At 68.7% G+C, this 26,234-nt stretch carries 26 protein-coding genes; 3 read left to right on the top strand and 23 right to left on the bottom strand.

Features of this window, described 5'->3' with window-relative positions; all coding sequences use genetic code 11:
- Window positions 1-43: 43 nt before the first annotated feature.
- The 18 genes from bioB to FOB47_RS10670 form a co-directional block, all read right to left on the bottom strand.
- Window positions 44-1,090: a biotin synthase BioB gene (bioB, locus tag FOB47_RS10755; protein WP_174781050.1), complete on the bottom strand. Its 1,047-nt coding sequence runs from the start codon at window positions 1,088-1,090 to the stop codon at window positions 44-46.
- A gap of 19 nt (window positions 1,091-1,109) precedes the next feature.
- Entirely contained in the window at window positions 1,110-1,856 is a 747-nt protein-coding gene (gene bioD, locus FOB47_RS10750; RefSeq protein WP_174781049.1) for a dethiobiotin synthase, read from the bottom strand.
- Entirely contained in the window at window positions 1,853-3,097 is a 1,245-nt protein-coding gene (bioF, locus tag FOB47_RS10745) for an 8-amino-7-oxononanoate synthase (protein WP_174781048.1), read from the bottom strand. The genes bioD and bioF overlap by 4 nt, the downstream gene beginning before the upstream one ends.
- Window positions 3,087-4,523, bottom strand: a complete 1,437-nt coding sequence (gene bioA, locus FOB47_RS10740) for an adenosylmethionine--8-amino-7-oxononanoate transaminase (RefSeq protein ID WP_390884848.1) — start codon at window positions 4,521-4,523, stop codon at window positions 3,087-3,089. Before bioA ends, bioF begins: the two co-directional genes overlap by 11 nt.
- Before the next feature lie 306 nt (window positions 4,524-4,829).
- Entirely contained in the window at window positions 4,830-5,618 is a 789-nt protein-coding gene (locus tag FOB47_RS10735; RefSeq protein ID WP_053822941.1) for an enoyl-CoA hydratase/isomerase family protein, read from the bottom strand.
- Window positions 5,619-5,714: 96 nt separating this feature from the next.
- Window positions 5,715-6,713: an alpha/beta hydrolase gene (locus FOB47_RS10730; protein WP_174781046.1), complete on the bottom strand. Its 999-nt coding sequence runs from the start codon at window positions 6,711-6,713 to the stop codon at window positions 5,715-5,717.
- Window positions 6,714-6,716: 3 nt separating this feature from the next.
- Window positions 6,717-8,324 carry a carboxyl transferase domain-containing protein gene (locus tag FOB47_RS10725; protein WP_174781045.1) on the bottom strand — a complete coding sequence of 536 codons (1,608 nt, stop codon included), beginning with the start codon at window positions 8,322-8,324 and terminating at the stop codon, window positions 6,717-6,719.
- Between the two features lie 124 nt (window positions 8,325-8,448).
- Window positions 8,449-8,907, bottom strand: coding sequence for a YchJ family metal-binding protein (locus tag FOB47_RS10720; RefSeq protein WP_174781044.1), 459 nt, complete (start codon window positions 8,905-8,907; stop codon window positions 8,449-8,451).
- Window positions 8,904-9,599, bottom strand: a complete 696-nt coding sequence (locus FOB47_RS10715; RefSeq protein ID WP_174781043.1) for an HAD family hydrolase — start codon at window positions 9,597-9,599, stop codon at window positions 8,904-8,906. The genes FOB47_RS10720 and FOB47_RS10715 overlap by 4 nt, the downstream gene beginning before the upstream one ends.
- Window positions 9,596-10,255, bottom strand: coding sequence for a 2-hydroxychromene-2-carboxylate isomerase (locus FOB47_RS10710; RefSeq protein WP_174781042.1), 660 nt, complete (start codon window positions 10,253-10,255; stop codon window positions 9,596-9,598). Before FOB47_RS10710 ends, FOB47_RS10715 begins: the two co-directional genes overlap by 4 nt.
- Before the next feature lie 78 nt (window positions 10,256-10,333).
- The gene (locus FOB47_RS10705) at window positions 10,334-11,464 is read right to left on the bottom strand and encodes an acyl-CoA dehydrogenase family protein (RefSeq protein ID WP_174781041.1); all 1,131 of its coding nucleotides are present in this window, start codon (window positions 11,462-11,464) and stop codon (window positions 10,334-10,336) included.
- A gap of 7 nt (window positions 11,465-11,471) precedes the next feature.
- Window positions 11,472-12,152 carry an SDR family oxidoreductase gene (locus FOB47_RS10700; RefSeq protein WP_174781040.1) on the bottom strand — a complete coding sequence of 227 codons (681 nt, stop codon included), beginning with the start codon at window positions 12,150-12,152 and terminating at the stop codon, window positions 11,472-11,474.
- 73 nt (window positions 12,153-12,225) lie between these two features.
- A complete protein-coding gene (locus tag FOB47_RS10695; RefSeq protein WP_053820876.1) occupies window positions 12,226-13,407 on the bottom strand; it encodes an acetyl-CoA C-acetyltransferase in 1,182 nt (393 codons plus the stop codon).
- A 91-nt stretch (window positions 13,408-13,498) separates the two neighbouring features.
- Window positions 13,499-14,170, bottom strand: coding sequence for a carbonate dehydratase (gene can, locus FOB47_RS10690; protein ID WP_174781039.1), 672 nt, complete (start codon window positions 14,168-14,170; stop codon window positions 13,499-13,501).
- Window positions 14,167-15,984 (bottom strand): bifunctional isocitrate dehydrogenase kinase/phosphatase, encoded by a 1,818-nt coding sequence (gene aceK / locus FOB47_RS10685; RefSeq protein WP_174781038.1) that lies wholly within the window; start codon window positions 15,982-15,984, stop codon window positions 14,167-14,169. The genes can and aceK overlap by 4 nt, the downstream gene beginning before the upstream one ends.
- Window positions 15,985-16,194: 210 nt before the next feature.
- Window positions 16,195-17,379 carry an isovaleryl-CoA dehydrogenase gene (locus tag FOB47_RS10680; RefSeq protein ID WP_053820874.1) on the bottom strand — a complete coding sequence of 395 codons (1,185 nt, stop codon included), beginning with the start codon at window positions 17,377-17,379 and terminating at the stop codon, window positions 16,195-16,197.
- A 71-nt stretch (window positions 17,380-17,450) separates the two neighbouring features.
- Window positions 17,451-17,828, bottom strand: a complete 378-nt coding sequence (locus tag FOB47_RS10675; RefSeq protein WP_244959501.1) for a PaaI family thioesterase — start codon at window positions 17,826-17,828, stop codon at window positions 17,451-17,453.
- A gap of 314 nt (window positions 17,829-18,142) precedes the next feature.
- Window positions 18,143-18,625 carry a MerR family transcriptional regulator gene (locus FOB47_RS10670; RefSeq protein WP_244959396.1) on the bottom strand — a complete coding sequence of 161 codons (483 nt, stop codon included), beginning with the start codon at window positions 18,623-18,625 and terminating at the stop codon, window positions 18,143-18,145.
- 213 nt (window positions 18,626-18,838) lie between these two features.
- Here FOB47_RS10670 and FOB47_RS10665 point away from each other — a divergent pair, with 213 nt between their 5' ends.
- Together FOB47_RS10665 and FOB47_RS10660 are read left to right on the top strand one after the other, a co-directional pair.
- A complete protein-coding gene (locus tag FOB47_RS10665; protein ID WP_174781037.1) occupies window positions 18,839-19,918 on the top strand; it encodes an MBL fold metallo-hydrolase in 1,080 nt (359 codons plus the stop codon).
- Window positions 19,919-20,003: 85 nt separating this feature from the next.
- Window positions 20,004-20,375 carry an antibiotic biosynthesis monooxygenase family protein gene (locus tag FOB47_RS10660; protein ID WP_174781036.1) on the top strand — a complete coding sequence of 124 codons (372 nt, stop codon included), beginning with the start codon at window positions 20,004-20,006 and terminating at the stop codon, window positions 20,373-20,375.
- Window positions 20,376-20,479: 104 nt separating this feature from the next.
- Here the strand turns inward: FOB47_RS10660 and FOB47_RS10655 are convergent, their stop codons facing one another.
- The 5 genes from FOB47_RS10655 to argS all read right to left on the bottom strand — a co-directional run bounded on the left by FOB47_RS10655 (window position 20,480) and on the right by argS (window position 25,644).
- A complete protein-coding gene (locus FOB47_RS10655) occupies window positions 20,480-21,322 on the bottom strand; it encodes a helical backbone metal receptor (RefSeq protein WP_174781035.1) in 843 nt (280 codons plus the stop codon).
- Window positions 21,322-22,233 (bottom strand): SDR family oxidoreductase, encoded by a 912-nt coding sequence (locus tag FOB47_RS10650; RefSeq protein WP_174781034.1) that lies wholly within the window; start codon window positions 22,231-22,233, stop codon window positions 21,322-21,324. The genes FOB47_RS10655 and FOB47_RS10650 overlap by 1 nt, the downstream gene beginning before the upstream one ends.
- 87 nt (window positions 22,234-22,320) lie before the next feature.
- On the bottom strand, window positions 22,321-22,956 hold the full coding sequence (locus FOB47_RS10645; protein WP_053820872.1) for a thiol:disulfide interchange protein DsbA/DsbL: 636 nt from the start codon (window positions 22,954-22,956) through the stop codon (window positions 22,321-22,323).
- 85 nt (window positions 22,957-23,041) lie between these two features.
- Window positions 23,042-23,740 (bottom strand): SPOR domain-containing protein, encoded by a 699-nt coding sequence (locus FOB47_RS10640; RefSeq protein ID WP_053820871.1) that lies wholly within the window; start codon window positions 23,738-23,740, stop codon window positions 23,042-23,044.
- A gap of 116 nt (window positions 23,741-23,856) precedes the next feature.
- Window positions 23,857-25,644 carry an arginine--tRNA ligase gene (gene argS / locus FOB47_RS10635; RefSeq protein ID WP_174781033.1) on the bottom strand — a complete coding sequence of 596 codons (1,788 nt, stop codon included), beginning with the start codon at window positions 25,642-25,644 and terminating at the stop codon, window positions 23,857-23,859.
- Window positions 25,645-25,870: 226 nt separating this feature from the next.
- Here argS and FOB47_RS10630 point away from each other — a divergent pair, with 226 nt between their 5' ends.
- Window positions 25,871-26,203, top strand: a complete 333-nt coding sequence (locus FOB47_RS10630) for a DUF1840 domain-containing protein (protein ID WP_053820870.1) — start codon at window positions 25,871-25,873, stop codon at window positions 26,201-26,203.
- Window positions 26,204-26,234: the final 31 nt, after the last annotated feature.

Here is a 26,234-nt window from a genome sequence, read left to right as displayed (position 1 = left end):
GCGGGGCGGGGCAACGGGAGCACGGCAGGCGCGGACACCCTCGTCATCCCGCGTGTCCTTCCGCGCGGATGCCGAGCCGGCCCAGCAGCGCGCGATCGCGCTCGGCCTGCGGGTTGCCGGTGGTCAGCAGCTTGTCGCCGTAGAAAATCGAATTGGCGCCGGCCAGGAAGCACAGCGCCTGCAACGCTTCGTCCATGGCCTCGCGGCCGGCGGACAGGCGCACCATCGCGCGCGGCATCGTGATGCGCGCGACCGCGATCGTGCGGACGAACTCGAACGGGTCCAGCGGCGCGGTGCCCGCCAGCGGCGTGCCCTCGACCTGGACCAGATTGTTGATGGGCACCGACTCCGGATACGGGTCCATGTTGGCCAGCTGCGCGATCAACCCGGCGCGCGCCTCGCGCGTCTCGCCCATGCCGACGATGCCGCCGCAGCAGACGTTGATGCCGGCGTCGCGCACATGGCCGATGGTGTCCAGGCGGTCCTGGTAGGTACGCGTGCTGATGATCTCGCCGTAGAACTCCGGCGAGGTATCCAGATTGTGGTTGTAGTAGTCGAGGCCGGCTTCCTTGAGCCGCTGCGCCTGCTCGGCGCGCAGCATGCCGAGCGTGACGCAGGTCTCCAGGCCCATGGCCTTGACCTCGCGGACCATGTCGATCACCGGTTCGAGATGGCGGTCCTTCGGGCTGCGCCAGGCGGCGCCCATGCAGAAGCGCGTGGCGCCGTTGGCCTTGGCGGCGCGGGCGGCGTCGAGCACCTCGTCGAGCGCCATCAGCTTGCCGGCCTTGACGCCGGCATCGTGGTGCGCGCTCTGCGGGCAATAGCCGCAATCCTCCTCGCAGCCGCCAGTCTTGATCGACAGCAGCGTCGACAGCTGCACGGTATTGGCGTCGAAATGCTCGCGATGGACCTGCTGCGCGCGGAACAGCAGATCGTTGAAGGGCAGCGCGAACAGCGCGGCGACGGCGTCGACGGTCCAGCGGGCGCTGTTGCCGTTGGTATCGGCCGCGTCGGCGCGAGCGGCTTGAGCAGCCTGTTGGCGTGCGCTCTGGCGCAGCGAATCGGCGGAAATGGTGGCGATGGTAGTCATGTCGGGTCGAATTCTGTTGTCAGGCGGCGCGCTCGCAGGGCGCGTCGCCGGGATGTCGGGTGGGGTCGAGCAGCGCGGCCAGATCGAGGCAACGCGCGGCCTGGTCGGCAGGCACCTGCCAGGGCAGCGTGCCGAGCCACGGCGTGCCGATCGCGTCGAACGCGTCCCGCAGCGTGGCGATGTTGTCGTCGGCGAGCAGCATGTCCGGATCGATCCGGTTGGCGATCCAGCCGGCCAGGCGCAGCCCGCGCGCGCGTACCGCCTCGGCGGTCAGCAACGCATGGCTCAGGCAGCCCAGCCGGATGCCGACCACCAGGATCACCGGCAGGCCCAGCAGGACCGCGAGGTCGGCGGTATCCCAGCCGTCGGGTCCGGTGGCCAGCGGCACGCGAAAGCCGCCGACGCCTTCGACCACGACCGCGTCGGCCTGCACGCGCAGCGCGGCAAACGCCGACAGGATCGGCTCGGCGTCGATGCGGACGCCATCGGCCTGCGCGGCGAGATGCGGCGAGCACGGCGTGCGCAGCAGCCACGGGCAGGTCTGCGCCAGCGGCACGTCGACGCTGCTGGCCGCGCGCAATTGCGCGACATCGTCGTTGTGCCACTGGCCGTCGCGCAGCTCGCAGCCGCTCGCGACGGGCTTCATGCCGACCGTCGTGCGGCCCCGCGCGGCAAGCGCATGCAGCAGCGCCGCGCTGGCGTGCGTCTTGCCGACCCCGGTATCGGTACCGGTGACGAAACAGGCAAAGGCGGGAAGTCGGCTCATGCGGCCTCCTTGCACGTAGAGCTGGCCGGTGCCGCGAGCGTGCCCAGTGCCGCCAGCAAGGCCGCGACATCGCCTCGGCCGTGCGCGGCCGACAACGTGATGCGCAGCCGCGCGGTGCCCTCGGGCACGGTCGGCGGACGGATCGCGCCCACGCGAATGCCGGCCTGCTCGAGTCCCGCCGACAGCGACAGCGCCGCGGCGTTGCCGCCGACGATCAGCGGCTGGATCGCGGTCGCGCTGTCGGCCAACTGCCAGCCGGCCCGCGCGGCCATCGGCGCCAGACCGGTCCGAAGTTCGGCGATGCGCTGCCGCAGCGCCGCCCGCCGCTGCGCGCCCTCGTCGCCCTCGATCAGCGCGAGGCTGGCCAGCAGCGCATGGGCCGCCGCCGGCGGCGCCGCCGTGGTGAAGATATACGTGCGCGCGGTATTGACCAGATGCTCGACGATCAGCCGATGCGCGGCGACAAAGGCCCCGGCGACACCGGCCGCCTTGCCCAGCGTGCCGATATAGATCAGCCGCCGCGACGACAGGCCCAGTTGCTCGAGCACACCGTGGCCGCGTTCGCCCAGCACCCCGAAGCCATGGGCGTCGTCGACGATCAGCCAGGCATCGTGCCGCTCGGCCAGCGCCAGCAGTTCGGCCAGCGGCGCGATGTCGCCGTCCATGCTGAAGACGCCGTCGGTGACGATCAGCTTCAGCGGCGACGCGCTGGCGGCGAGCAACGCATCGAGCGCGGCGGCATCGCCATGCGGGTAGCGCTGCACGCTCGCGCGCGCCAGCCGTGCGCCATCGATCAGCGACGCGTGATTCAGCGCCTCGCAGAACAGCGTCACATCGGCGCCGCCGAGCGCGGTCAGCACCGCCAGATTGGCCATGTAGCCGGTGCAGAAGGTCAGCGCGGCCGCCTCCGGAATCGAGTCGGCGTACCAGCGCGCCAGTTCGGTCTCGAGGCGGTGATGCGCGAGACCGTGGCCCGTGACCAGATGCGAGGCGCCGCTGCCGGCGCCCCAGCGCCGCGCCCCCTCGGCGAAGGCCTCGACGATGGCCGGATGGTTGGCCAGGCCCAGATAGTCGTTGCTGCTGAAGCCCAGCAGGCAACGGGGCTCGGCCTCGCTGCCGTCGGGCAGCATGGCGCCGACGGTCTGCCGCGGGGCACACGGCGTATGCGCGATACGGCGGCTGCGGGTCAGCGCCTGGCGTTCGCGCTCGGCCGCGGCCTGGCTCAGTCGATCAAGCAGCATGGCGCGCCTCCTTGCCCGAGCCGGCCGGCGCCGTCACGGTGCCAAGCGCGCTGTCCAGCGCGGCCAGCAAACGCTCGCCGAGCCAGTTGGCCAGCGGCGCGTCGAAGACGTACGGGGGCATCACGTACAGCGTGTTGCCGATCGGCCGGATCAGCACGCCTTGCTCCAGCGCGGCCCGATGGAAGTCGGCGGCGAAGGTCTCGGAGGCGAACGGTTCGTGCAGATCGGCAGCCCAGATCAGGCCGCGCTGGCGCACGTGGCACAGCCGCGCATCGGCGGCCAGGCCGGCCAGCCCCTCGGCCAGCCACTGCGCGCGCTGCCGGTTCATCGCCAGCACGTCGTGCTGGGCGAACAGGTCCAGCGTGGCCACCGCGGCGCGGCAGGCCAGCGGATTGCCGGTGTACGAGTGCGAATGCAGGAAGCTGCGCGACAGCTCGTCGGCGACAAAGGCCTGCTGGATTGCGCCGCGCGTCAGCACCAGCGACAGCGGCAGATAGCCGCCGCTGATGCCCTTGGACAGGCACAGGAAATCGGGCCACTGCTGCGCGCCGAGCGCGGCCCCGCCACGCGACTGCTCCCATGCGAAGAAGGTGCCGGTGCGCCCGCAGCCGACCGCGATCTCGTCGGCGATCAGATGGACGCGATAGCGGTCGCACAGCGCGCGCACGCCGTCCAGATAGGCCGGGTCGTGCATCGCCATGCCGGCCGCGCACTGCACCAGCGGCTCGACGATCAGCGCCGCGATGCTGGCGGCGCGCTGCTGCAACAGCGCTTCGAGCTCGTCGAGCGCGCGCTGCGCGACCTCGCGCGGCGATTCGCCGGGCGCGGCCTGGCGCGCGTCCGGAGACATCGCCACGTGGGCGCGCATCAGCAGCGGATCGTAGGCATCGCGGAACACCGCGACATCGGTGACGGCCAGCGCGCCGACCGTCTCGCCGTGGTAGCCGTGGCGCAGGCAGACGAATTCGCGCTTGCCGGGCAGTCCGCTGTTGCGCCAGTAGTGGAAGCTCATCTTCAGCGCGATCTCGACGGCCGAGGCGCCGTCCGATGCGTAGAACGCATGGCCGAGCGCGCCGCCGGTCAGCGCCGACAGCCGTTCCGCCAGCTCCACCGCCGGGGCGTGCGTGCAGCCGGCCAGCATCACGTGTTCGAGCGTGTCGAGCTGGTCCTTCAGCGCGGCATTGATCGCGGGATTCGCGTGGCCGAACAGATTGACCCACCACGAGCTGGTGGCGTCGAACAGGCGCCGGCCTTCGTCGTCGTAGAGCCAGGGCCCTTCGCCGCGGACCACGGCCAGCGGCGGCCGGTCGCCGCCCGGACGCAGGCGCGTGCAGGGATGCCATACCGCGCGCAGGCTGCGCGCGGCGAGCCCGTCGCCGTGCCGCCGCGCCGGCGCGGCGGGCGGATCGGTGGGGGCGGTGTGCAAGGACTGGGTATGCAAGGGAGTCCTCCATGGTTGGCCAGCCGTACGCGCGCCAGCCCGGGCAGGCCCGGACGGTGCGGCGAACGCGGCTGGATTGGGAGAACGCATGGTAGGAAGGTCCTTGCGGGCTTGGCAAACGGCCGTGGTGTTGCGCGTTATGGGTGTGTTGACGTCAGATTCCGGCCAGATCGGCGACGAAACCGCAATCCCGCGGTACTGCGCGCGCATCTGCGCACATCGTCGCCGGCGAGCCCGCGGATGTCGCCGACACCATCGACGCCATCGGCGCCACCGGCGCCACCGCCAGCATCAGGCCGGCCGCCACGACGGGCTACGCTTCTCGAGGAAGGAGCGCACGCCCTCGCGGCCCTCGTCGGAGGCGCGGATGGCCGCGATGCGCTCGGCGGTATCGGCCAGCAGGTCGTCGTCGATGGACTGGCCGGCGATGTCCTGCACCAGCCGCTTGCTTTCGCGCACCGCGTTCGGGCTGTTGGCGACCAGCGCGGCGGTCAGCTCGGCAACCTTGGCGTCGAGCGCGTCGGCCGGCACCACCGCATGCACGAAGCCGAGCCGCAGCGCCTCGGCCGCATCGAAGCGCTCGGCGGTGATGAAGTAGCGGCGCGCCGCCTGCTCGCCCATCGCGCGGATCACGTACGGGCTGATCGTCGCCGGCAGCAGCCCCAGGCGCGCCTCGGACAGGCAGAAGTGCGCGTGGTCGGCCGCGACCGCGATATCGCAGGCTGCCACCAGGCCGACACCTCCGGCATAGGTATCGCCGTGGATGCGCGCGATCACCGGCTTGGGACAGGCCCAGATCGTATGCAGCATCTGCGCGAGCTGCAGCGCGTCGGCACGGTTCTCGTCGTGCGAGTAGCCGGCCATCTTCTTCATCCAGTTCAGGTCGGCGCCGGCGCAGAACGCGGGACCCTGCCCGGCCAGCACGATGGCGCGCACCTCCGGCGTATCGCCGAGCGCGCGGAAGGCGCCGCTCAGTTCGGCGATCACGGTCTCGTTGAAGGCGTTGCGCACATCGGGGCGGTTCAGCGTCACCGTGGCGACATGGCGCTCGACGCTCACGGTCAACGTGGTGAATTCCATCGCGGTTTCCATCGCTGTCTCCTTTCAGTTCTGTCCAGGTCTATTCAATGCGTCGATTCAATGCGTCGATTCAATGGGCCGGCTGGGCGCGCCGGTTCAACGGGCCCTGGCCGGCACGGCCGCCTTCGCCTGGCTGCCGCTGGCGCCCATCGCCGACCCTGGCCGGTTCAATGGCCGCGGCTCGAAGCCGGCATCGCGCAGCGCCTGCTCGGCCAGCGGCCTCCAGCGCGTCAGGCCCCGCGCGAACAGCTGGTGGCCGTCCTGCCCGAAAGCGGGCAGCGCGTGGTACTTGCCCACGCCGCCAGCGCTACGGAAGGACTCGAACCATTGCGCCGGATACGGTCCCATGTAGCGGTCGTTGGTCGTGTAGATCCAGTGCGTCGGCACGCGCGCGCTGCGGCCGTATTCGGCGAACAGCGCGGCCTGCTGCTCGGGCGCGCAGGGCTCGCCCGGATGCAGCCGCGGATCGCCGCCGCCGCCGCCAGCGAAGTTCAGCACCAGCCGGACGCCCGGGGGGTTCTTCGCCGCCAGCGCGATCACCGCGGCGCCGCCGAACGACTGGCCGACCAGCACGACGCGCGACACGTCGATCTCCGGGCGCGAGCGCGCCATCTCGATGACCTGCAGCACCTGCTGCGCGGCCACCTCGAAGCCGGGCCGATAGTTCTTGCGCGTGCAGCTGCCGGTGTTCTCGATGTCGTCGCCGCCGCTGGCGCCATAGCCGATCCGCGTGGGCACCAGCACCTGGAATCCCAGCGAGGCGAAATATGCGGCCTGCTCGGCCAGCCGCACGCGCCCGAGCCGGGCGCGCGCATAGGGATCGGGCGCGCGGCCATGATTGAGCACCAGCAGCGGATAGCGCTGATGGCCCGGCTCGCGAAACGCCGAGACGACGATGCGCTGTGCGACCTGCCGGCCGTGCGCGTCGGTCACCGTGACCGGCACCGACCAGGTCTCTTCGAGCGGCGCGGCGCCGGCCGGCAATGCAGGCAACGCGGTCCAGGCCAGCAGGCACAGCGCCAGCCGGACGAACGGCACGAACTGCACGAATTGCACGACATCAGGGGCACCGCGCGCACGGCAACGACGCAGCATCGCTTACATCCGGAAGACGCCGAACTTCATCTCGTCGATCGGGGCGTTCAGGCTCGCCGACAGCCCAAGGCCGAGCACCGTGCGGGTCTGCGCGGGATCGATCACGCCGTCGTCCCACAGCCGTGCGCTGGCGTAGTACGGATGGCCCTGATGTTCGTACTGCTCGCGGATCGGCCGCTTGAAGGCCTCCTCTTCTTCGGCGCTCCAGCTGCCGCCGCGGGCCTCGATGCCGTCGCGCCGCACCGTGGCCAGCACGCTGGCCGCCTGCTCGCCGCCCATCACCGAGATCCGCGCGTTCGGCCACATCCACAGGAAGCGCGGCGAATAGGCGCGGCCGCACATGCCGTAGTTGCCGGCGCCGAACGAGCCGCCGATGATCACCGTGAACTTCGGCACCTGGGCGGTCGCCACCGCGGTCACCATCTTGGCGCCGTTGCGCGCGATGCCCTCGTTCTCGTACTTGCGGCCCACCATGAAGCCGGTGATGTTCTGCAGGAACACCAGCGGGATCTTGCGCTGGCAGCACAGCTCGATGAAGTGCGCGCCCTTGAGCGCCGATTCCGAGAACAGGATGCCGTTGTTGGCGACGATGCCGACGGGGTAGCCCCAGATCCGCGCGAAGCCGCACACCAGCGTGGTGCCGTAGCGCGCCTTGAACTCGTCGAAGTCCGAGTCGTCGACGATGCGGGCGATCACCTCGCGCACGTCGTAGGGCTTGCGCGTATCGGTCGGGATCACGCCGTACAGCTCCTCGGCCGGATAGCGCGGCTCGACCGGCGCATGCAGCCGGATCTGGTCCGGCTTGCGGCGGTTCAGATGCTGCACGATATTGCGCGCCAGGCCCAGCGCATGCGCGTCGTTCTGTGCGAAGTAGTCGGCCACGCCAGACAGCCGCGTGTGCACGTCGGCGCCGCCCAGGTCCTCGGCGCTGACCTCCTCGCCGGTGGCCGCCTTGACCAGCGGCGGGCCGCCCAGAAAGATCGTGCCCTGGTTCTTGACGATGATCGACTCGTCGCTCATCGCCGGCACATAGGCGCCGCCCGCGGTGCACGAGCCCATCACCACCGCGATCTGCGGAATGCCCATCTTCGACAGGTTGGCCTGGTTGTAGAAGATGCGCCCGAAGTGATCGCGGTCGGGGAACACATCGTCCTGGTTCGGCAGGTTGGCGCCACCCGAATCGACCAGGTAGATGCAGGGCAGATGGTTCTGCTCGGCGATCTCCTGCGCGCGCAGATGCTTCTTGACGGTCATCGGGTAGTAGGTGCCGCCCTTGACCGTGGCGTCGTTGCACACGATCACGCATTCCTGCCCGGCCACGCGGCCGATGCCGGTGATGATGCCGGCGCCGGGCGCGGCATTGTCGTACATGTCGTACGCCGCCAGCTGCGACAGCTCCAGGAACGGCGTGCCCGGATCGAGCAGCTGCTGCACGCGCTCGCGCGGCAGCATCTTGCCGCGCGACAGATGCTTGTTGCGCGCGTCTTCGCCACCGCCCTGCGCGACCTGGGCGATCTTCGCCTTCAGGTCGGCGACCAGGGCCTGCATCGCCTCGGCATTGGCCTTGAAGGCCTCGGAACGGGCATTGAGTTTGGATTCGAGCGTGGGCATCGGGTCTGTCTCTTCCTGATCTTGTGATGCGTTGCGATGGATGCGTTCGGATGCGTTCGGATGCGTGGATGCGTGGAAGCGTCGGTTCGCGGTGCAGAAATTCAGCGTGCGGCGGCGGCGTGGTTCATCGTGCTTCGCCGCGGATGTCCCCATCGAGGTACAGCCAGCGCGGCGCTTGTCCCGGAGCACGCGGCTCGCGCACGAAGCGGCTGCGTTCATGCAGCCGCGACGCCCGCCCGCCGACCTTGTAGCGCGCGACGAATTCGACCTCGGCGTGCGTGTCGTCCCGCGGCACATGCTCGACGATGGTCAGGCCCAGCCACTGGGTGCGCGGGCCACGATGGTCCTGCGCCGCTTCCTTCGCCATATCCTGCTCCAGCGTCGCCGGGCAGGTCGACGGGTGCCAGCTCTGGCGCAGCCACTGCGCGTCGTTCAGCACGTAGGCGCTGTAGCGCGAGCGCATCAGCTGCTCGGCGGTGTCCGGCAGCGCCTCGCCGCGATGGAAGCGCCCGCAGCAGCCGGCGTAGCTGGCGCCGCCGCAGGGGCACGCGCCGTCGCGCGAAGGCGCCGCCGCCCGCTTCATGCCACCAGCTCCGGCAGTTGCCGCATATCGGTGAAGATGGTCTGGGCACCGGCCTCGCGCAGCATCGCGGCATCGTTGCGCGCGGCATAACCGAACACCGTCATGCCGGCCGCCACGCCGGCGGTGATGCCGGCCGGGCTGTCCTCCACCACCGCGCAGCGCGACGGCTCCACGCCCATCGTGCGCGCCGCCAGCAGATAGACGTCGGGCGCGGGCTTGCTGCGCTCGACCTCGGTGGCCGAGAACACGTGCTCGCGCGGCTGGCCGTCGGCGTCGTGCTGGAACAGCTCCAGCAGGCCGGTGCGCTTCAGTTGCAGCTTGACCTTGACGCGGTCGGCGCCCGAGGCCACGCACAGCGGCATGCCGGACGAGGCGATCGCGGCGATCGCGTCGCGCACGTGCGGCACGGCCTCGACCTCTGCCTCCAGCACTTCGTTGCGCCGGGCCAGCCAGTGCGACAGCCAGTTCTCCGGCAGCGGCGCGCCGCGCATCCGCTCGATGGTGTCGAGCTCCTCGCGCACGGCGCGGCCGAGGAACAGCGCGGTGGAGTCCTCCAGCGAGATCGCGATGCCCAGTTCGTTCAGCATCTGGTTCAGCACGCGGTTGACGATCGGTTCGCTGTCGACCAGCACGCCGTCGCAATCGAAGATCACGCAGTCGAAGCGGCGGGAGGGGGAAGCACTGAGGGTCATGCGGGTTTCTTTTCCTTGAAATCGGGGGTCGGCACGGCCCGCAACTCGGTGGGCGTGCCGCTCTTGAGCAGGGCCTCGATCTGGTCGAAGCGGTCGAAGCCCCAGTAGGGTTCGCCATCGACGATGACGAAGGGCGAGCCGAACACGCCCTTGGCCATCGCCACTTCCATCTCGGCCTTCAGCTGGTCCTTGATCGGCTGGCTGCTGGCGCCGGCGTCCATCGCGGTCGCGTCGATCTCCAGCGCCGCGGCGATCTTCACCAGCTCGGTGGGCTCGGCGATGTTGATGTCGTCGACGAAGTAGGCGCGGTACACCGCGTTGGCGAAGCGCACCGCCACGTCGGCGGCATGATGGTTCTGCAGCCACAGCATCGCGCGCGCGGCTTGCGTGGTCGGCAGCGGAAAGTTCGACGGCCGGCGGTAGGCAATGCCGTGGTGGCGCGCGGTGCGCTCGAAATCGCGCCAGCTGTAGTCGCCCTTGAGCGGAATCTGCGGCAGCGGCGCCATGCCGGTGGTCTTGAACACCACGCCGAGCAGGATCGGATGCCAGGCCACGCTGCGGCCGTACTGGCGCGCGAGGTCGTCGATGCGCGTGCTGGCGAAGTAGCCGTAGGGCGACGAGAAATCGAAATAGAAGTCGATCGGGGCGGCGGTCATGTCAGGTCCTCGGCAAGGGAAACGGCGAACGGAACGGCAGGAACGGCAAGGGCGGCAAACTGCTCGCGTCGGCGCGGCTCACGCCAGCGCCCGGGCAATCAGCATCTTCTGGATGTCGCTGGTGCCCTCGTAGATCTGGCAGACCCGCACATCGCGGTAGATCCGCTCGACCGGGAAGTCGCTGACATAGCCATAGCCGCCGAACACCTGGATCGCATCCGAACAGACCGCCTCGGCCATCTCGCTGGCATTGAGCTTGGCCATCGCGGCTTCCTTCAGGCACGGCCGGCCGGCGTCCTTCAGCACGGCGGCATGCCAGATCATCTGGCGCGCGACCTCGATGCGCGTGGCCATCTCGGCCAGCCGGAACTGCACCGCCTGGTGCGCGAACAGCGGCTGGCCGAAGCTCTCGCGCTCCTTCGAATAAGCCAGCGCCGCCTCGAACGCCGCGCGCGCCATGCCGACGCTTTGCGCGGCGATGCCGATGCGTCCGCCCTCCAGCCCGGACAGCGCCATCCTGTAGCCCGCGCCCTCTTCGCCCAGCAGATTGGCGGCCGGCACGCGGCAATCCTCGAACACGATCTGCGCGGTGTCCGACGAATGCTGGCCGAGCTTGTCTTCCAGCCGCGCGACGACATAGCCCGGCGTATCGGTCGGCACCAGGAAGGCGCTGATGCCGCGCTTGCCGGCGGCCTTGTCGGTGACCGCCATCACGATGGCCACGTCGGCGTGCTTGCCGCTGGTGATGAACTGCTTGACGCCGTTGAGCACGTAATGATCGCCATCGCGCGTCGCGGTGGTGCGCAGCGCCGCGGCGTCCGAGCCGACATGCGGCTCGGTCAGGCAGAACGCACCGAGCATCTCGCCTTTGGCCAGCGGCACCAGCCACTGCTGCTTCTGCGCCTCGTCGGCGAATGCCATCAGCATGCTGCAGACCGGGCAGTTGTTGACGCTGATCACCGTCGAGGTGCCGCCGTCGCCGGCGGCGATCTCCTCGAGAATCAGCGCCAGCGACAGGTAGTCAAGCCCCGCGCCGCCGTAGGCCTCGGGCACCGCCACGCCATAGGTGCCCATCGCCGCGAGTTCGCGGTGGACCTCCTTCGGGAACGTCTTGTCGCGGTCCCACGCGGCGGCCTGCGGCGCGATGACCTCCTGCGCGAATTGCCGGACCGCATCGCGGATCATTTCCTGTTCGGGACTGAGCAGCATCGATACCTCACCAGGGCAGCACGCTGCCGTCGTAATTGCGAAAACCGCCGTTGTCCTGCGCGGTGGCGTCGGCCAGCACGCGGCGCAGGCCGGACACGCTTTGCTGCGGCGTCAGGTCGGCGCCGGCGCCGCCCATGTCGGTACGGACCCAGCCCGGATGCAGCGCCAGGCAGACCGCGTGACGCGCATCGAGCGACACCGACTTGAGCGCCGCGTTGACCGCCGCCTTGCTGACGCGATACAGCCAGCTGCGATTGCTCTCCATCGCGCCGATGCTGCCCATGCGCGAGGACAGCACCGCCAGCACGCCGCCCTTGCCGCCGCGCCCCGTCTCAACGAACGGCAGCACCAGCGGCAGCGCCATCATCGGCCCCAGCACATTGGCATGCATCACGTCGTCGAACTCCTCGGCCGAGACCGGCTGCGCGCCCTCGGTGCGTGGGCCGATCACGCCGGCGTTGTAGACCGCCACGTCGAGCGATTCGCCGTCGAGCGTCCAGCCCAGGCCGGCAACCTGATCGGCTTCGGCCAGGTCGGCGCGGTGCGCCTCGGCGCCCAGCGATTTCAGTGCGGCCAGCCCGTCGTCGCTGCGGGCGGTGGCGATCACGCGCCAGCCGTCGGCGCGGTACTGGCGGACGAACTCCAGGCCGATGCCGCGCGAGGCGCCGAGTATCAGTGCGGTTGGCAAGCTAGCCTCCTGTCGGGTCGGGTGCAGGGTTTCCCGGCTCAGCATTCCGGGTTCGACGTGAGATGCGCGCGGCTTACACCAGCTCGATGCCGACCGCCGTGGCCTCGCCGCCGCCGATGCACAGGCTGGCCACGCCACGCTTGCCGCCGGTCTTGCGCAGCGCGCCGATCAGCGTGGTCATGATGCGCGCGCCGGAGGCGCCGATCGGATGGCCGAGCGCGCAGGCGCCGCCATGGATATTGACCTTGTCGCGCGGGATCTTCAGTTCGTGCATCGCCGCCATCGGCACCACGGCGAAGGCCTCGTTGATCTCGAACAGATCGACGCTGTCGCTGCTCCAGTCGAGCTTGCGATACAGCTTGGCGATGGCCTCGACCGGCGCGGTAGTGAACCAGCCCGGCGCCTGCGCATGGCTGGTATGGCCCAGCATGCGCGCCAGCGGCTGCAGGCCCAGCGCCTTCGCGGTCGATTCGCGCATCATCACCAGCGCGGCGGCGCCGTCATTGATCGACGACGACGAGGCCGCGGTGATGGTGCCGTCCTTGGCGAACGCGGGCTTGAGCGACGGGATCTTGTCGACCTTGATGCGGCGCGGGCCTTCGTCGGTGTCGATCACCACGTCGCCGCCCTTGGCCGCGACCGTGACCGGCGCGATCTCCCAGCGGAAGTCGCCGCGCTCGGTGGCCTGCTGCGCGCGCCGCACGCTCTCCATCGCGAAGGCGTCCTGCGCCTCGCGCGTGAAGCCGTACTTGGCCGCGCAGTCCTCGCCGAAGGTGCCCATCGCGCGGCCCTTCTCGTAGGCATCCTCCAGACCGTCGAGCATCATGTGGTCATAGATCATGCCGTGACCGATCCGGTAGCCGCCGCGCCCCTTCGGAATCAGGTACGGGGCGTTGGTCATGCTTTCCATGCCGCCGGCCACCGCGATCTCGTACGAACCTGCCACCAGGCCGTCGTACACCGTCATCGCGGCGCGCATGCCGGAGCCGCACATCTTGTTGACCGTGGTACAGGCGACCGACAGCGGCAGCCCCGCGCCGAGGGCGGCCTGGCGCGCCGGCGCCTGGCCCTGGCCGGCCGGCAGCACGCAGCCGAACACCACCTCCTCGACCTGCTCCGGCTGGATGCCGGCGCGCTCGATCGCCGCGCGGATGGCGGTGGCGCCAAGCTGCGGCGCCGTGACGCTGGCGAACTCGCCCTGGAATGCGGCCATCGGCGTGCGGGCCGCGGATACGATCACGATCGGATCTTGCATGGTGGTCTCCTTGATGGTCTGTGCTGTGCTGCCGTGCTGTCGTTCGATTTGCTCCCTGCCTCGGCTGCGAGGCCGGACAGGGAGCGGCCTGTCACCGCACCGGAATATGCGGCGGGTCCCCGTACTGCCGGTAGGCCGCCTGCAATTGCGCGCGCAGTTCCTCGTTGCTGCTGGCCGCCATGCCGAGATCGCGCAGCAGGCCATCCGACACGCCGTAGATCCAGCCGTGCACCGTGACCTGCTGGCCGCGCGCCCAGGCATCCTGGATCACCGTGGTCTGGCAGACGTTGTTGACCTGCTCGATCACGTTGAGCTCGCACAGCCGGCTGTGCGCATCGTCCTCGCGCACGATGGTGCCGAGGTAGGCGTCGTGCTTGTCGGCGACGTCGCGCACATGGCGCAGCCAGTTGTCGACCAGGCCCACGCGCTCGCGCTTGAGCGCGACCTTGACGCCGCCGCAGCCGTAGTGGCCGACCACGGTGATATGGCGCACCTTCAGCACCTCGACCGCGAACTGGATCACCGACAGCGCGTTCAGGTCGCTGTGCGCGATGACGTTGGCGATATTGCGGTGGACGAACACCTCGCCCGGGGCGAGACCCAGGATCTGGTTGGCGGGCACGCGCGAGTCCGAGCAGCCGATCCACAGGTATTCGGGCGCCTGCTGGTTGGCCAGGCTGGTGAAGAAGTTCGGATCTTCCGCATTGACGCGGTCGACCCATTCGCGGTTGTTGCGAAACAGCTGGGCGATGGCGTCAGTCATGCTGCCCTCCTTGCCGGCTCGCCGCCGGTTTCGGTTGAGCCGTATCGATGAATGAAGCGTTCCGAGGCATGGTAAGCGTAGAAGTCATGAACATGTCCGGCCAGCAGCCGGTCCTTGTGTCCCTGCCACAGGGCAGGATCGAAAAAGTCCGCATGGTGCCGCAGGAAGGCCGCGCGCACGCGCGGATCTCCCAGCAGGAAGGTGCGGAAGGTTTCGGGAAAGATGTCGTGGCGGCCGACGCTGTACCAGACCTCGCCCGACATCTCCTCTTCCTCGTTGCGGGGGGTCGGTACGCGGCGGATATTGCAGTCGGTCAGGTATTCGATCTCGTCGTAGTCGTAGAACACCACGCGGCCATGTCGCGTGACGCCGAAATTCTTGTACAGCATGTCGCCCGGGAAAATATTGGCGGCCATCAGTTCCTTGATCGCATTGCCGTATTCGATGATGCCGTGCTCGACCTGCTCGTCGGTGCCTTCCTGCAGGTAGATGTTCAGCGGCGTCATGCGGCGCTCGATATAGAGATGGCGCACCACGATTTCCTCGGTGCCGTCCTTGGCGCGCTGGTATTCGATCATCGACGGCGCATGCTCGTGCAGCTCGCGCACCAGCGCATCGTCGAAGCGCGACAGCGGAAAGGCGACGTCCGAATATTCCAGCGTGTCCGCCATGCGGCCGACGCGGTCGTGCTGCTTGACCAGCTGGTACTTCGACTTGATCAGTTCGCGCGTGGTTTCCTTCGGCGCCGGATAGAAGTCCTTGATCACCTTGAAGACATAGGGATAGGACGGCAGCGTGAACACCAGCATCACCAGCCCGCGAATGCCGGGAGCGATGATGAACTTGTCCGACGAATGCTGCAGGTGGTGCAGGAAGTCGCGGTAGAACAGGTTCTTGCCCTGCTTCTGCAAACCCAGCGACGTATAGATTTCCGCGCGCGGCTTGCGCGGCATGATGTCGCGCAGGAAGGTCACGTAGGCCGACGGGATCTCCATGTCGACCATGAAATAGGAGTGCGTGAACGAGAACAGGATCAGCAGCTGTTCCTTGCGCAGCAGCACCGTGTCGAGCGCCAGCTTGCCCGACGGGCCATGCACGATCGGGATCGCCAGCGGATAGGTGCGGTCGCCGTTCAGCAGGCGGCCGATGATGAAGGCCGACTTGTTGCGGAAGAACAGCGACGACAGCACGTGGATCTGGAAATTGGGCGCGATGCGGAAGTCGCCCAGGTGCTCGGTGACCGCGCGCACCACATAGCCGATATCGCGCTTCAGGTCCTCGTATGGCCGCTCGAGCTGGAAGTTGTGCACGATCCGTTCGAAGCAGTCGGCCATGCCTTCGCGGCTGCCCGGATAGTAGGCGCGGAAGGTCGGCCTGGTCGGCGACTCCTCGTTCTCGATGTATTCGGTCGAGATCGCCGGACGCACGAAGATGAAGTCGTTGTTGAAGTACGAGCGGTGCAGGATGCGGGTGAAGACCGAATTGAAGAAGGTCTCGGCCAGCTCCGGCTGGTGGTGGTTGGTCAGCAGGCCGATGTAGTGCAGCTTGATCTGCTGCCAGATCTCGTCCTCGATCTGCTCGGCGTCGTACTCGTCCTCGAGGATCACCGTGGTCTCGCGCACACGTTCGTTGTAGAACGCGATGCGGTCGCGCTGCAGCTGCTGCAGCCCGGCCCAGTCGCCCGCTTCGAACCGGACCTTGGCCTCGATGCTGACCTCGCGAAACAGCCGGTAGTGCTTGTCGAACCCGTCCAGCATGGTGCGCGCCACATCGTAGGCGATCTGCGACGACAGCAGTTTCGGGAAGTGGGACATGGCTGGGGCGGACTACCTGGGCGGGTCAGAATCGGGACGCGGATCCGGCTGGACATCGGCGGAAACCTGCATGCGGCGCTCGCCGCGGGCGAGACCGGATATCAGGGGTGATTGTAAGCGCTTCGCGCGTGGCATCGGTGGCGCCGCCCACCATGGAGCGGCGCACCGTACACCCCGCTTTGCTGTCTTTACCTCGTCATCGCCTCGTCATTACATCGTTTCCGCGAACAGCTCCCGGCCGATCAGCATGCGGCGGATCTCCGAGGTGCCGGCGCCAATCTCGTACAGCTTGGCGTCGCGCCACAGGCGGCCCACCGGATATTCGTTGATATAGCCGTTGCCACCCAGGATCTGCACCGATTCGCCGGCCATCCAGGTCGCCTTCTCGGCCGTGTAGAGGATCACGGCAGCGCAGTCCTTGCGCACCTGGCGCACGTGCTCGCTGCCGAGCGCGTCCAGGTTCTTGCCGACGGTATACAGATAGCTGCGCGCCGCCTGCAGCGTGGTGTACATGTCGGCGATCTTGCCCTGGATCAGCTGGAATTCGCCGATGCTCTGGCCGAACTGCTTGCGGTCGTGGATGTATGGCGTGACCACGTCCATGCAGGCCTGCATGATGCCGACCGGGCCGCCCGACAGCACCGCGCGCTCGTAGTCCAGGCCGCTCATCAGCACCCTGGCGCCGCCGTTCTCGGCGCCGAGGATGTTCTCGGCCGGCACCTCGACGTCCTGGAACACCAGCTCGCCGGTATGCGAGCCGCGCATGCCGAGCTTGTCCAGCTTCTGCGCCACCGAGAAGCCCTTCATGCCCTTCTCGACGATGAAGGCGGTCATGCCGCGCGCGCCGAGCTCCGGTTCGGTCTTGGCGTAGACCACCAGCACGTCGCAGTCCGGACCGTTGGTGATCCACATCTTGGTGCCGTTCAGCACATAGCGATCGCCTTTGCGGTCGGCGCGCAGCTTCATGCTGACGACGTCCGAGCCGGCATTGGGTTCGCTCATCGCCAGCGCGCCGATCCAGTCGCCGGACACCAGCTTGGGGAGGTACTTCGCCTTCTGCGCCGGCGTGCCGTTGCGGTGGATCTGGTTGACGCACAGGTTCGAGTGCGCGCCATACGACAGGCCGACCGAGGCGGAGGCGCGGCTGATCTCCTCCATCGCGATCATGTGGGCCAGATAGCCCATATTGGCGCCGCCGTACTCCTCGGCGACGGTGATGCCCAGCACGCCGAGGTCGCCCATCTTCTTCCAGCAGTCCATCGGGAACTGGTCGGTGCGGTCGATCTCGGCGGCGCGCGGCGCCAGCTCGGCCTGGGCCCAGGACTGCACGGACTCGCGCAGCATCTCGATGTCTTCACCCAGGTCGAATTTCAGGCCTGGCAGGGTCGCGGTCATGGTTGTCTCCTATTTCCTGTTGGAATCCGGATTCGATACGGAATGGGTCGATGGTTGGCCGACGCGGGCGCTCAGACGTGGTCCAGCGTGCGCACCACGCACAGCGTCATCAGCATCGTCGCCACCGCCTTGCGGGTGCCGGCGGTCTCGGTGAATACGTCGCCCTGGGCGACGATCAGCGTGCGGCCGGGCTTGAGCACGCGGCCCACGGCAATCAGCCGCTCGCCCCTGGCGGGCGACAGCAGATTGATCTTGTACTCGGCGGTCAGCCCCGCCTCGCCTTCGCCGACCATCGAGAGCGCGGCATAGCCGCAGGCGCTGTCGGCCAGCGCGCCGACCACGCCGCCGTGAAAGAAGCCATGCTGCTGGGTGACGCCCTCGGACCACGGCATCGCCAGCTCGACCTCGCCGCGCTCGACGCGGACCAGCGAGGCGCCGAAGGTCTGCATCAGGCCCTGGCGGGCGAAGCTGGCGGCGATCGCGTCGGCACGGCCGGTCGGCAGGTCCCCGTCGGTGCGTACCGACACATCGGGCGTAACGTGGGGGGCCTCCGCAGCCTCCGCAGCCTCTGCAGCGGCGTCTGTCACAACATCCGTGGTGGAATTCGGCATGGCAACTTCCTGTCGGCGCCGGCACCGCTCGCTGCGGTGGGCTGTCGGCTTATTTTATTTACGTTTACGTAAACGTCAATCAAATTTGTCGCAAGGTGGGACGTCGATGGTGGCACCGGCCACATTCAGGCACCTGTGACCTCAGCCCACATTCAGGCGCCGGCCGTGCGCTGCCGCTCGGGCTGCGCCGCCGCCAGCAAGGCGCGGCACTGGCGCTCGTGCTGGTCGATTTCGGCCAGCTGCGCCTGCAGATCCTCCATTTGCCGCTCCAGCGCCTGGCGGTGCTGCGCCAGCGAGGCCAGGAAGCGCTCGAGCTGGGGCACCGTATCGCGCGGCGACTCGTACAGGTCGAGGATCTCCCGGATTTCGTTCAGCGTCAGGCCGAGCCGCTTGCCACGCAGCGTCAGCTTCAGGCGCGTTCGCTCGCGGCCGCTGTAGAGCCGCTGCCTCCCCCCGGCGCCGACCCGGTCGGGCGACAACAGCCCCTGATCCTCGTAGAAGCGGATCGCGCGCGGCGTGATGTCGAACTCGCGCGCCAGTTCGGTGATGGTGTAGGTGGTACCGGCCGACAGGTTGGCGGGCTGGTCGGCGGGCTGAGCGGGAGGTGTTGGGGGCTGGCTGGCGGAGCTGGGCATGGGCGCCTGTAAAAGAGAACGAACGTTCGATACGCGTGCGCGTTTTCGCTTAAGATGGCAACAGGCCGTCCGAATTGACGTTTACGTTAGCGTCAAGCAGCGCGCCTGGCAACCGCCCCGACGCCGTCCCGCGCATTGCGTGCCCGGCGTCCGGAATCCGGATCCAACGACGAGAAAGCCCAACGCAGGGCTTCGCAACCGAGAGACTCCCCGATGAACGCACTCGAACACCAACTCCAATATCCGTTCGGCGAGACCATGCCGGAGCCCGGCGCGCGCCAGCAGGTCGCCCCCGGCGTCTACTGGCTGCGCATGCCGCTGCCGTTCGCGCTCGACCATATCAATCTATGGCTGGTGCGCGACCGTGTGGACGGGCGCGACGGCTGGACCGTGATCGATTGCGGCATCACCAACGACACCATCAAGGCGCACTGGGAAACGGTGTTCGCCAACGAGCTCGAAGACCTGCCGGTGCTGCGCGTGCTGGTCACGCATTGCCATCCGGACCACGTGGGCCTGGCGCACTGGCTGTGCCAGCGCTGGGACACGCGGCTGTGGATGAGCCTGGGCGACTATATGAGCGCGCGCGTGATGAGCGGCGGCAACGGCGTCGGCTCGAACGCCGGCGGCGACTTTGCGGCCAGCCACTTCGCGCGGCACGGCCTGGCCGACCCCGACAGCCTGGAAAAGCTGCGCGCGCGCAAGAGCTACTACGCGACGCTGGTGCCCGATCTGCCGACGCAATACCGGCGGCTGATGGACGGCGATACGGTGACGATGGGCGCCGATCCGGCCGCCGCCAGCTGGCGCGTGATCACCGGCTACGGCCACGCGCCGGAACACGTCGCGCTGTACAACGCCGAGCTGAAGGTGCTGATCTCCGGCGACATGGTGCTGCCGCGGATCTCGACCAACGTCAGCGTGTTCGACATGGAGCCCGAAGCCAATCCGCTGGCGCTCTATCTGCGCTCGCTCGACCGTTACCAGGACCTGCCCGAGGACACGCTGGTGCTGCCCTCCCACGGCCGGCCGTTCCGCAACCTGCAGACGCGCATCGGGCAGCTGCGCGAGCACCATGTCGAGCGCCTGGCCGAGACCCGCGCCGCCTGTGCCGAGAAGCCGTGCAGCGCGCGCGATATCGTCAACGTGATCTTCCGCCGCCAGTTCGACATCCACCAGATGACCTTCGCGATGGGCGAGGCGCTGGCCCACCTGCACGTGCTGTGGCATGCCGGCGAGCTGCGGCGGGCCATCGACGACGATGGCATCATCCGGTTCCGGGCCAACGCCTGAATTGCCGCCGGAGTTGCCGCCGGCGGTGCCGCCTGGATTGCCCGTCTGAATCGCCCACCTTGACCGACGCCTGGATTCCGATCCCATGTCCGCCATCGACAGCGCCTTTGCCCAGACCCCGCCGCCGCCCTACTACGCGGTGATCTTCACGTCCACGCGCACTGGCGCGGACGTGGGCGGGGCCAACCACGAGGCCGACTACGGCGCGATGGCGCAGCGGATGGTGGAGCTGGCCGCGACGATGCCCGGCTTTCTCGGCGTCGAATCGGTGCGCGACGGCAGCACGCCGGGGTCGCCCGGCATCACGGTGTCGTACTGGCGCTCGCCCGAGGACATCGCCGCCTGGCAGGCGCATGCCGAACACCGGGTCGCGCAGCGCCTGGGACGCGAGCGCTGGTATCAGGGCTTCCAGCTGCGCGTCTGCAAGGTCGAGCGGGCCTACGGGTTCGAGCGCTGATCTTCGCTGTCGTGGCCGCGCCGGGACGCGGCGTCGTTCGCCGTACCGAAGGCAAGCCCTTGCGTCCCCGCATGCACGGGCACGACGGAAACCTGACGGGAACCTCAAGCCTGGCGCGCCAGCGTCTCCAGGTACGCCAGCCCGTCGATCGCACGGCTGCCGTACCACGACACCATCTCCCCATCGACCAGCAGCACCGGCAGGCCGAGCTGGCGCTCCAGCGCATCGGCGTGGTCCTCGGTGAAGCGATAGGGCTCGGTCGACAGCAGCACCAGGTCGAGCTCGCGCACCAGCGCCTCGCTCCAGCGAAAGCTCGGATAGCGTTGCCCCGGCGCATTGGGCCGCGCGCAATCGCCGCCGACGCAGGCCTGCAGCGCGGCGCCGGTATCCTGGACATCGGGCCAGGTCCGCCAGCCGATCAGCGCCAGCATGCGGCTGATATAGGTGTCGCGCGACACCGTCATCCATGGGTCCTGCCAGATCGCGTACAGCACGCTGCGCGTCGGCCAGGTCCGCGCCTCGAGCCGCGCCAGCGCGTGCTGCAGCCGCGCACATAGCAATTCGGCTTCGGCTTCGCGATCGAAGATGCCGCCCAGCAGCCGGTACAGCTCGAGGTTGTCGCGCGGCGCGCACGGATGGGTGACGATCACGTTGGGCACGAAGCCGCGGATCTCATCGACGGTCTCGCGCCGGTTTTCGTCGATATTGACGACCACATGGGTCGGCGCCAGCGCGCGCAACTTGTCCAGCTGCACGTCCTTGGTGCCGCCGACCTTGGCGACCGCGCGCACCTGCGGTTCGGGATGGATGCAGAAGCCGGTGCGCGCCACCATCCGGTCGCCGAGTCCCAGCGCAAACAGCAGTTCGGTGACCGATGGCACCAGCGAGGCGATGCGCGCATCGGGCGCGGCGCGCGGGTGCGGCTGGCCCAGCGCGTCTTGCCACATCACACGCTCCCGCTGCCGTCGCCGGCCGGATCCGCGGGGCGCTGCCGCTGGCCCTGCTGGTTGTGCTGGCCCTGCTGGCCCTGCCGTTCGTGCTGGCCTTGCGGATCCTGCGTGTCGCGATGATCCGGCTGGCGGGGCTTGCGTGGCGCGCGCGTGAACAGCGCGTCGTACAGCCAGCGCGGCAGCACGTGCAGCACCGAGGCGACCACTCCCATCTGCCACGGCACCACGGCAAAGCGCCGGCCCGCGGCGATCGCCCGCACGGCCTTGCGCGCGAAGGCGTCGGCATCCATCAGGAAGGGCATCGGATACGGATTGCGCGCGGTCATCGGCGTGCGGATATAGCCCGGCGCGATGGTGACCACGCGGATCCGGTGCGGCCGGTGCTCCAGCCGCAGGCTCTCGAGCAGCTTGATCACCGCCGACTTCGAGGCACTGTACGCGCCCGCGCCCGGCAGGCCGCGCACGCCAGCCACGCTGGCAATGCCGACCAGCGTGCCGCGCCACTCGCGCGGCCCCACCTCTCTGGCCTGCATCGGCGCCAGGAACGGCTGGAAGGTGGTCAGCACGCCAAACCAGTTGGTGTCCATCACCGCGCGGAAGGCTTCGAGGTCCTCGCGTTCGCTGGCCACCGTGCCGACCGACACGCCGGCATTGGCGATCACGACATCGGGACAGCCGAAATGGTCGAGGAAGTCCTGCGCGGCGCCGAGCATCGCATCGGCATCGCGCACGTCCGCCGCATAGACGCGGGCGGCATTGGGATTGGGCAGGGTGGCGACGAACGCGCGCAGCGCATCGTCGCGGCGGCCGACCAGGCCGAGAATCGCGCCCTGCCGGGCGTATTCGCGCGCCAGGGCCTGGCCGATTCCGCTCGATGCGCCGGTGAGAAAGACTTTGACGGGTCGCATCGGGCGGCGGGGAGGAGAAAGTCGAAGCGGAGCGCGCTCAGCCGTTGGGCAGCCGTGCCTGGGCGGCAACGGCGGCGCGCAAGGCCATCACAGCTTCTTGTCGCGGACCTGGGTCACCAGGTAGTCCATCGTCTGCAGCGCGGCGCCCTTGCTGCCCGCGATGGACGGCGAGGTCACGTACTTGCCCTGGATCACGATGGTCGGCACGCCGTCGATCTTGTAGGCGTCGGCGATCTTGTTGGCGCGCGTGGTGTTGGTCGACACCGAGAACGAGTTGTAGGCCTCCAGGAAGGCCTTGCGGTCGATGCCGTTCTTGGCCATCAGATCGGCGATCTCGTTCGGGTCCAGCAGGCGCTTGCGCTCGGCGTGGATCGCGCTGAAGACCTTGCCGTGCATGGCCTCGAGCTTGCCCATCGATTCGAGCGCGTAATAGATGCGGGTATGCGGCAGCAGGTCGTCGCGGAAGGCCACCGGCACACGCTTGAAGACCACGTCCTTGCCCTGCTTCTTGACCCAGCCTTCGATCTCGGGCTCGAAGTCGTAGCAGTGCGGGCAGCCGTACCAGAAGAATTCGGTGACTTCGATCTTGCCCGCGGTGACGGGCTGGGCCGCCTTCAGGACCTGGTATTCCTTGCCTTCGGCCGGCGCGGCCTGGGCGGGCGATGCCATCATCAGTCCCGCGGCGGCGGCGAGCGTGGCGAACAAGGCGGCGATTTTCTTCATGGCGCGAGAGAAAAGTGAAACGGTGTGCGTATGACAGCGATGCGCCGCGCGGGTTCAGCCCGCCACGGCGCCGCCGCCTCCTGGCTTACTGCTTGGTGAAGCGGATCACCGACGCCTCGAAACCGGCCGATTGCAGGCGGTCGCGCGCGCGGTTCATGTCTTCGATCTTGTTGTATGGGCCGAGCCGTACGCGGTACAGCTTGACGCCATTGACCTCGCGGTCGGTCACCTTGGCCTCGAAACCCTGCATCGCCAGGTTGGCCTTCTGCCGGTTGGCGTCGTCCTGCGAGCGGAAGGCGCCAACCTGCAGCAGATAGCCGACCTTGTTGGCGTCGGCCTGGGCAATCTCGGCGATCGGGTCGGCCACCGGACGCTCGGCGGGCTTTTCGGCCGGCTTCTCCGCGGTCTTCGGCGCGGGCTTGACCGCTTCCTCCGGGGCCGGGGTCGGCTTGGTGGCGGGCGCGGCCGGAGCGGTCGGCTCGCGATGCGCCGGCTCCGCGGGCGGGCCGACCGGCTTGGGCGGGGTCTTGCTCCACAGCGGCTTGTTCGGGTCCGATGGCGGCTCCTGCACCGGCGACGGCAGCGTACCGACCACGTTGCCGGACTCGGCCGGCTTGGGCGTGCCCTTGCGCTGGAACGGCGTCGGCGCCTTGGTGATATACAGCGCCACCACCACCGCGATCGCCAGGCCGATGATCAGGCCGAGCACCAGGCCGAGAAACGTACCCCCGCGCTGCTGGGCGCGGCTGGCCTTGCGCGGGGCACGCTTGCGTTGCTGTTGCATGGAGTCCTCTTGGATATTGCCGGAAGATTATAGAGCCAGTGCCCGGCCGGGCAGCCGGGCGGCGCGGTCACCGCGGCCCGCGGACGGCAGGCCGTCGACAGGGCCGCGCTGCCGCCTCACATGCGCTGCGGCGCGGACACGCCGATCACCGCGAGGCCGTTGCGCAGCACCTGGCGGGTCGCCGCCAGCAGCGCGAGCCGCGCCAGCTTGACCGGCTCGTCGTCGACCAGCACGCGGTCGGCGTTGTAGAAGGCGTGGAAATCGCCGGCCAGGTCGCGCAGATAGAAGGCCACTGCATGCGGCGCCAGCTCGTTGGCGGCCTGGGCCAGCATCTCGGGGAATTCGGCCAGGCGCTGCCCCAGCGCCAGCGCCTGCGGGCTCGCCGCGGCACCGGTCACCGGCTCCAGGTCGGCGCCGGCCAGCTCGGCCAGGCGCTGCTGCCAGCCCTCGCCGCCCCACGACTCGAAGATCGAGCAGATGCGGGCGTGCGCGTACTGGACGTAGTACACCGGGTTTTCGTCGTTCTGCTTGAGCGCCAGGTCGACGTCGAAGACGAACTCGGTATCGGCCTTGCGCGACAGCAGGAAGAAGCGGACCGCGTCACGGCCGCGCGTGAAATGGGCCGGCCAGTCGGCCACGCCCGCCTCCAGGCAGCCGCGGATGGTCTCGTCGCCGCCATTGCTCCATTCGATCAGGTCGCGCACCGTGACATACGAACCGGCGCGCTTGGAGATCTTGACCTCCTCGCCGTTCTTCATCACGGTGACCATCTTGTGCAGCACGTAGTCGGGATAGCCGGCCGGGATGCCGATTTCCAGCCCCTGCAGGCCGGCCCGCACGCGCGCGATGGTGCCGTGGTGGTCGCTGCCCTGCACGTTGATGACCTTGTGGAAGCCGCGCTCCCACTTGGTCGTGTGATAGGCGACGTCCGGCACGAAGTAGGTGTAGCTGCCATCGCCCTTGCGCATCACCCGGTCCTTGTCGTCGCCGTCGTCGGTGGTGCGCAGCCACAGCGCGCCTTCGCTCTCGTAGGTCTTGCCCTTGGCGATCAGCGTGCGCACGGCCTCCTCGACCTTGCCGTCGGTGTACAGCGACGATTCCAGGTAGTAGCGGTCGAACTTGACGCCGAACGCCTGCAGGTCGATGTCCTGCTCGTTGCGCAGGTAGGTGACGGCGAACTTGCGGATCGAGTCCAGATCCTCGATGTCGCCGGAGGCGGTCACCGGCTCGCCGTCGGAGGCGCGCACGGTCTTGCCGGCGAGGAAATCGGCGGCGATGTCGGCGATGTAGTCGCCGTTGTAGGCGGCCTCGGGCCAGCCGGCCTCGCCGGGCTTCAGGCCGCGGGCGCGCGCCTGCACCGAGATCGCCAGGTTCTGGATCTGCACGCCGGCGTCGTTGTAGTAGAACTCGCGGTGCACGGCGTAGCCCTGCCACGACAGCAGGTTGGCCAGCGCGTCGCCCAGCGCGGCCTGGCGGCCGTGGCCGACGTGCAGCGGGCCGGTCGGGTTGGCCGACACGAACTCGACCAGCACCTGGCCGCGCGCGCCCTGCTGCTGCGCGCCATAGCCATCGCCCTGCGCCAGCACCGCGCGCAGCGTCTCGGCCTTGGCCGCCGGGGTCAGCCGCAGGTTGATGAAGCCGGGGCCGGCGATCTCCAGGCTGGCCACCAGCGGGGCGGTACGCGCATCGGCCTTCACCGCGTCGACGATCTGCTGCGCCAGCTCGCGCGGATTGCGCTTGAGCGTGCGGGCCACCTGCATCGCCAGATTGCAGGCGAGATCGCCGTGGGCGGCCACCTTGGGCCGTTCGAAGGCGACAGCGGGCAGCACGGCATCGGCCGGCGCCAGCGCGCGGACCGCATCGGTGAACGCGGCGGCAAGTTTGGAGGTCTGAACAGGCAGCATGAATGTCTGGGCCCGGCGCCACGTCCAGGACCGCGATGGCTTCGGCCATAGTGGCGGTGCCGTCACCGGCAGCGTAGCGATGCCGCAGCGCGGCACGGGCAATCGATTGCAGAACGCGGATTTTATCAGGTGCTATGCTGACATCATCCGCAGGAGCCAGTCGGCCGGCTCCCGGCACGCCGGAGCAGGACGGCTACCATCCCAACATGGCTGACAAGGAACCACCATGCTGATCACCTTCAAATCCCACGCGGCGCAAGACCTGATCATGATGAACGATCTCGCCGTCACGTTGCTCGGCATCATCGGCAAGCACGTCGGCGAACGCGGGGTGATCACCAAGGAAGAGCTGCCGCGCGCGATCCACCGGCTCGAGGCCGCGGTGATGCAGGCAAGGCAGTCCCCGGCGCAGAGCCAGCTGCCCGAGGAACAGCGCGGCAAGGGCGACGACTACGACGACGAAGAGGAGCCGCTGCACCTGGGGCAGCGCGCCTATCCCTTCCTGGACATGCTGCGGGCCTCGCAGCGCGAGGGCTGCGACGTGTTGTGGGGCGTCTGACGCAAGTCAGGCGTTCCCCCCCAAAAAAACA

Origin of the sequence: Cupriavidus gilardii, assembly GCF_013347325.1 — a bacterium.
GTDB classification, from domain to species: domain Bacteria; phylum Pseudomonadota; class Gammaproteobacteria; order Burkholderiales; family Burkholderiaceae; genus Cupriavidus; species Cupriavidus gilardii.
The sequence above is the reverse complement of the archived record's forward strand: the minus strand, read 5'-3'. Positions and strand labels throughout refer to the sequence as shown.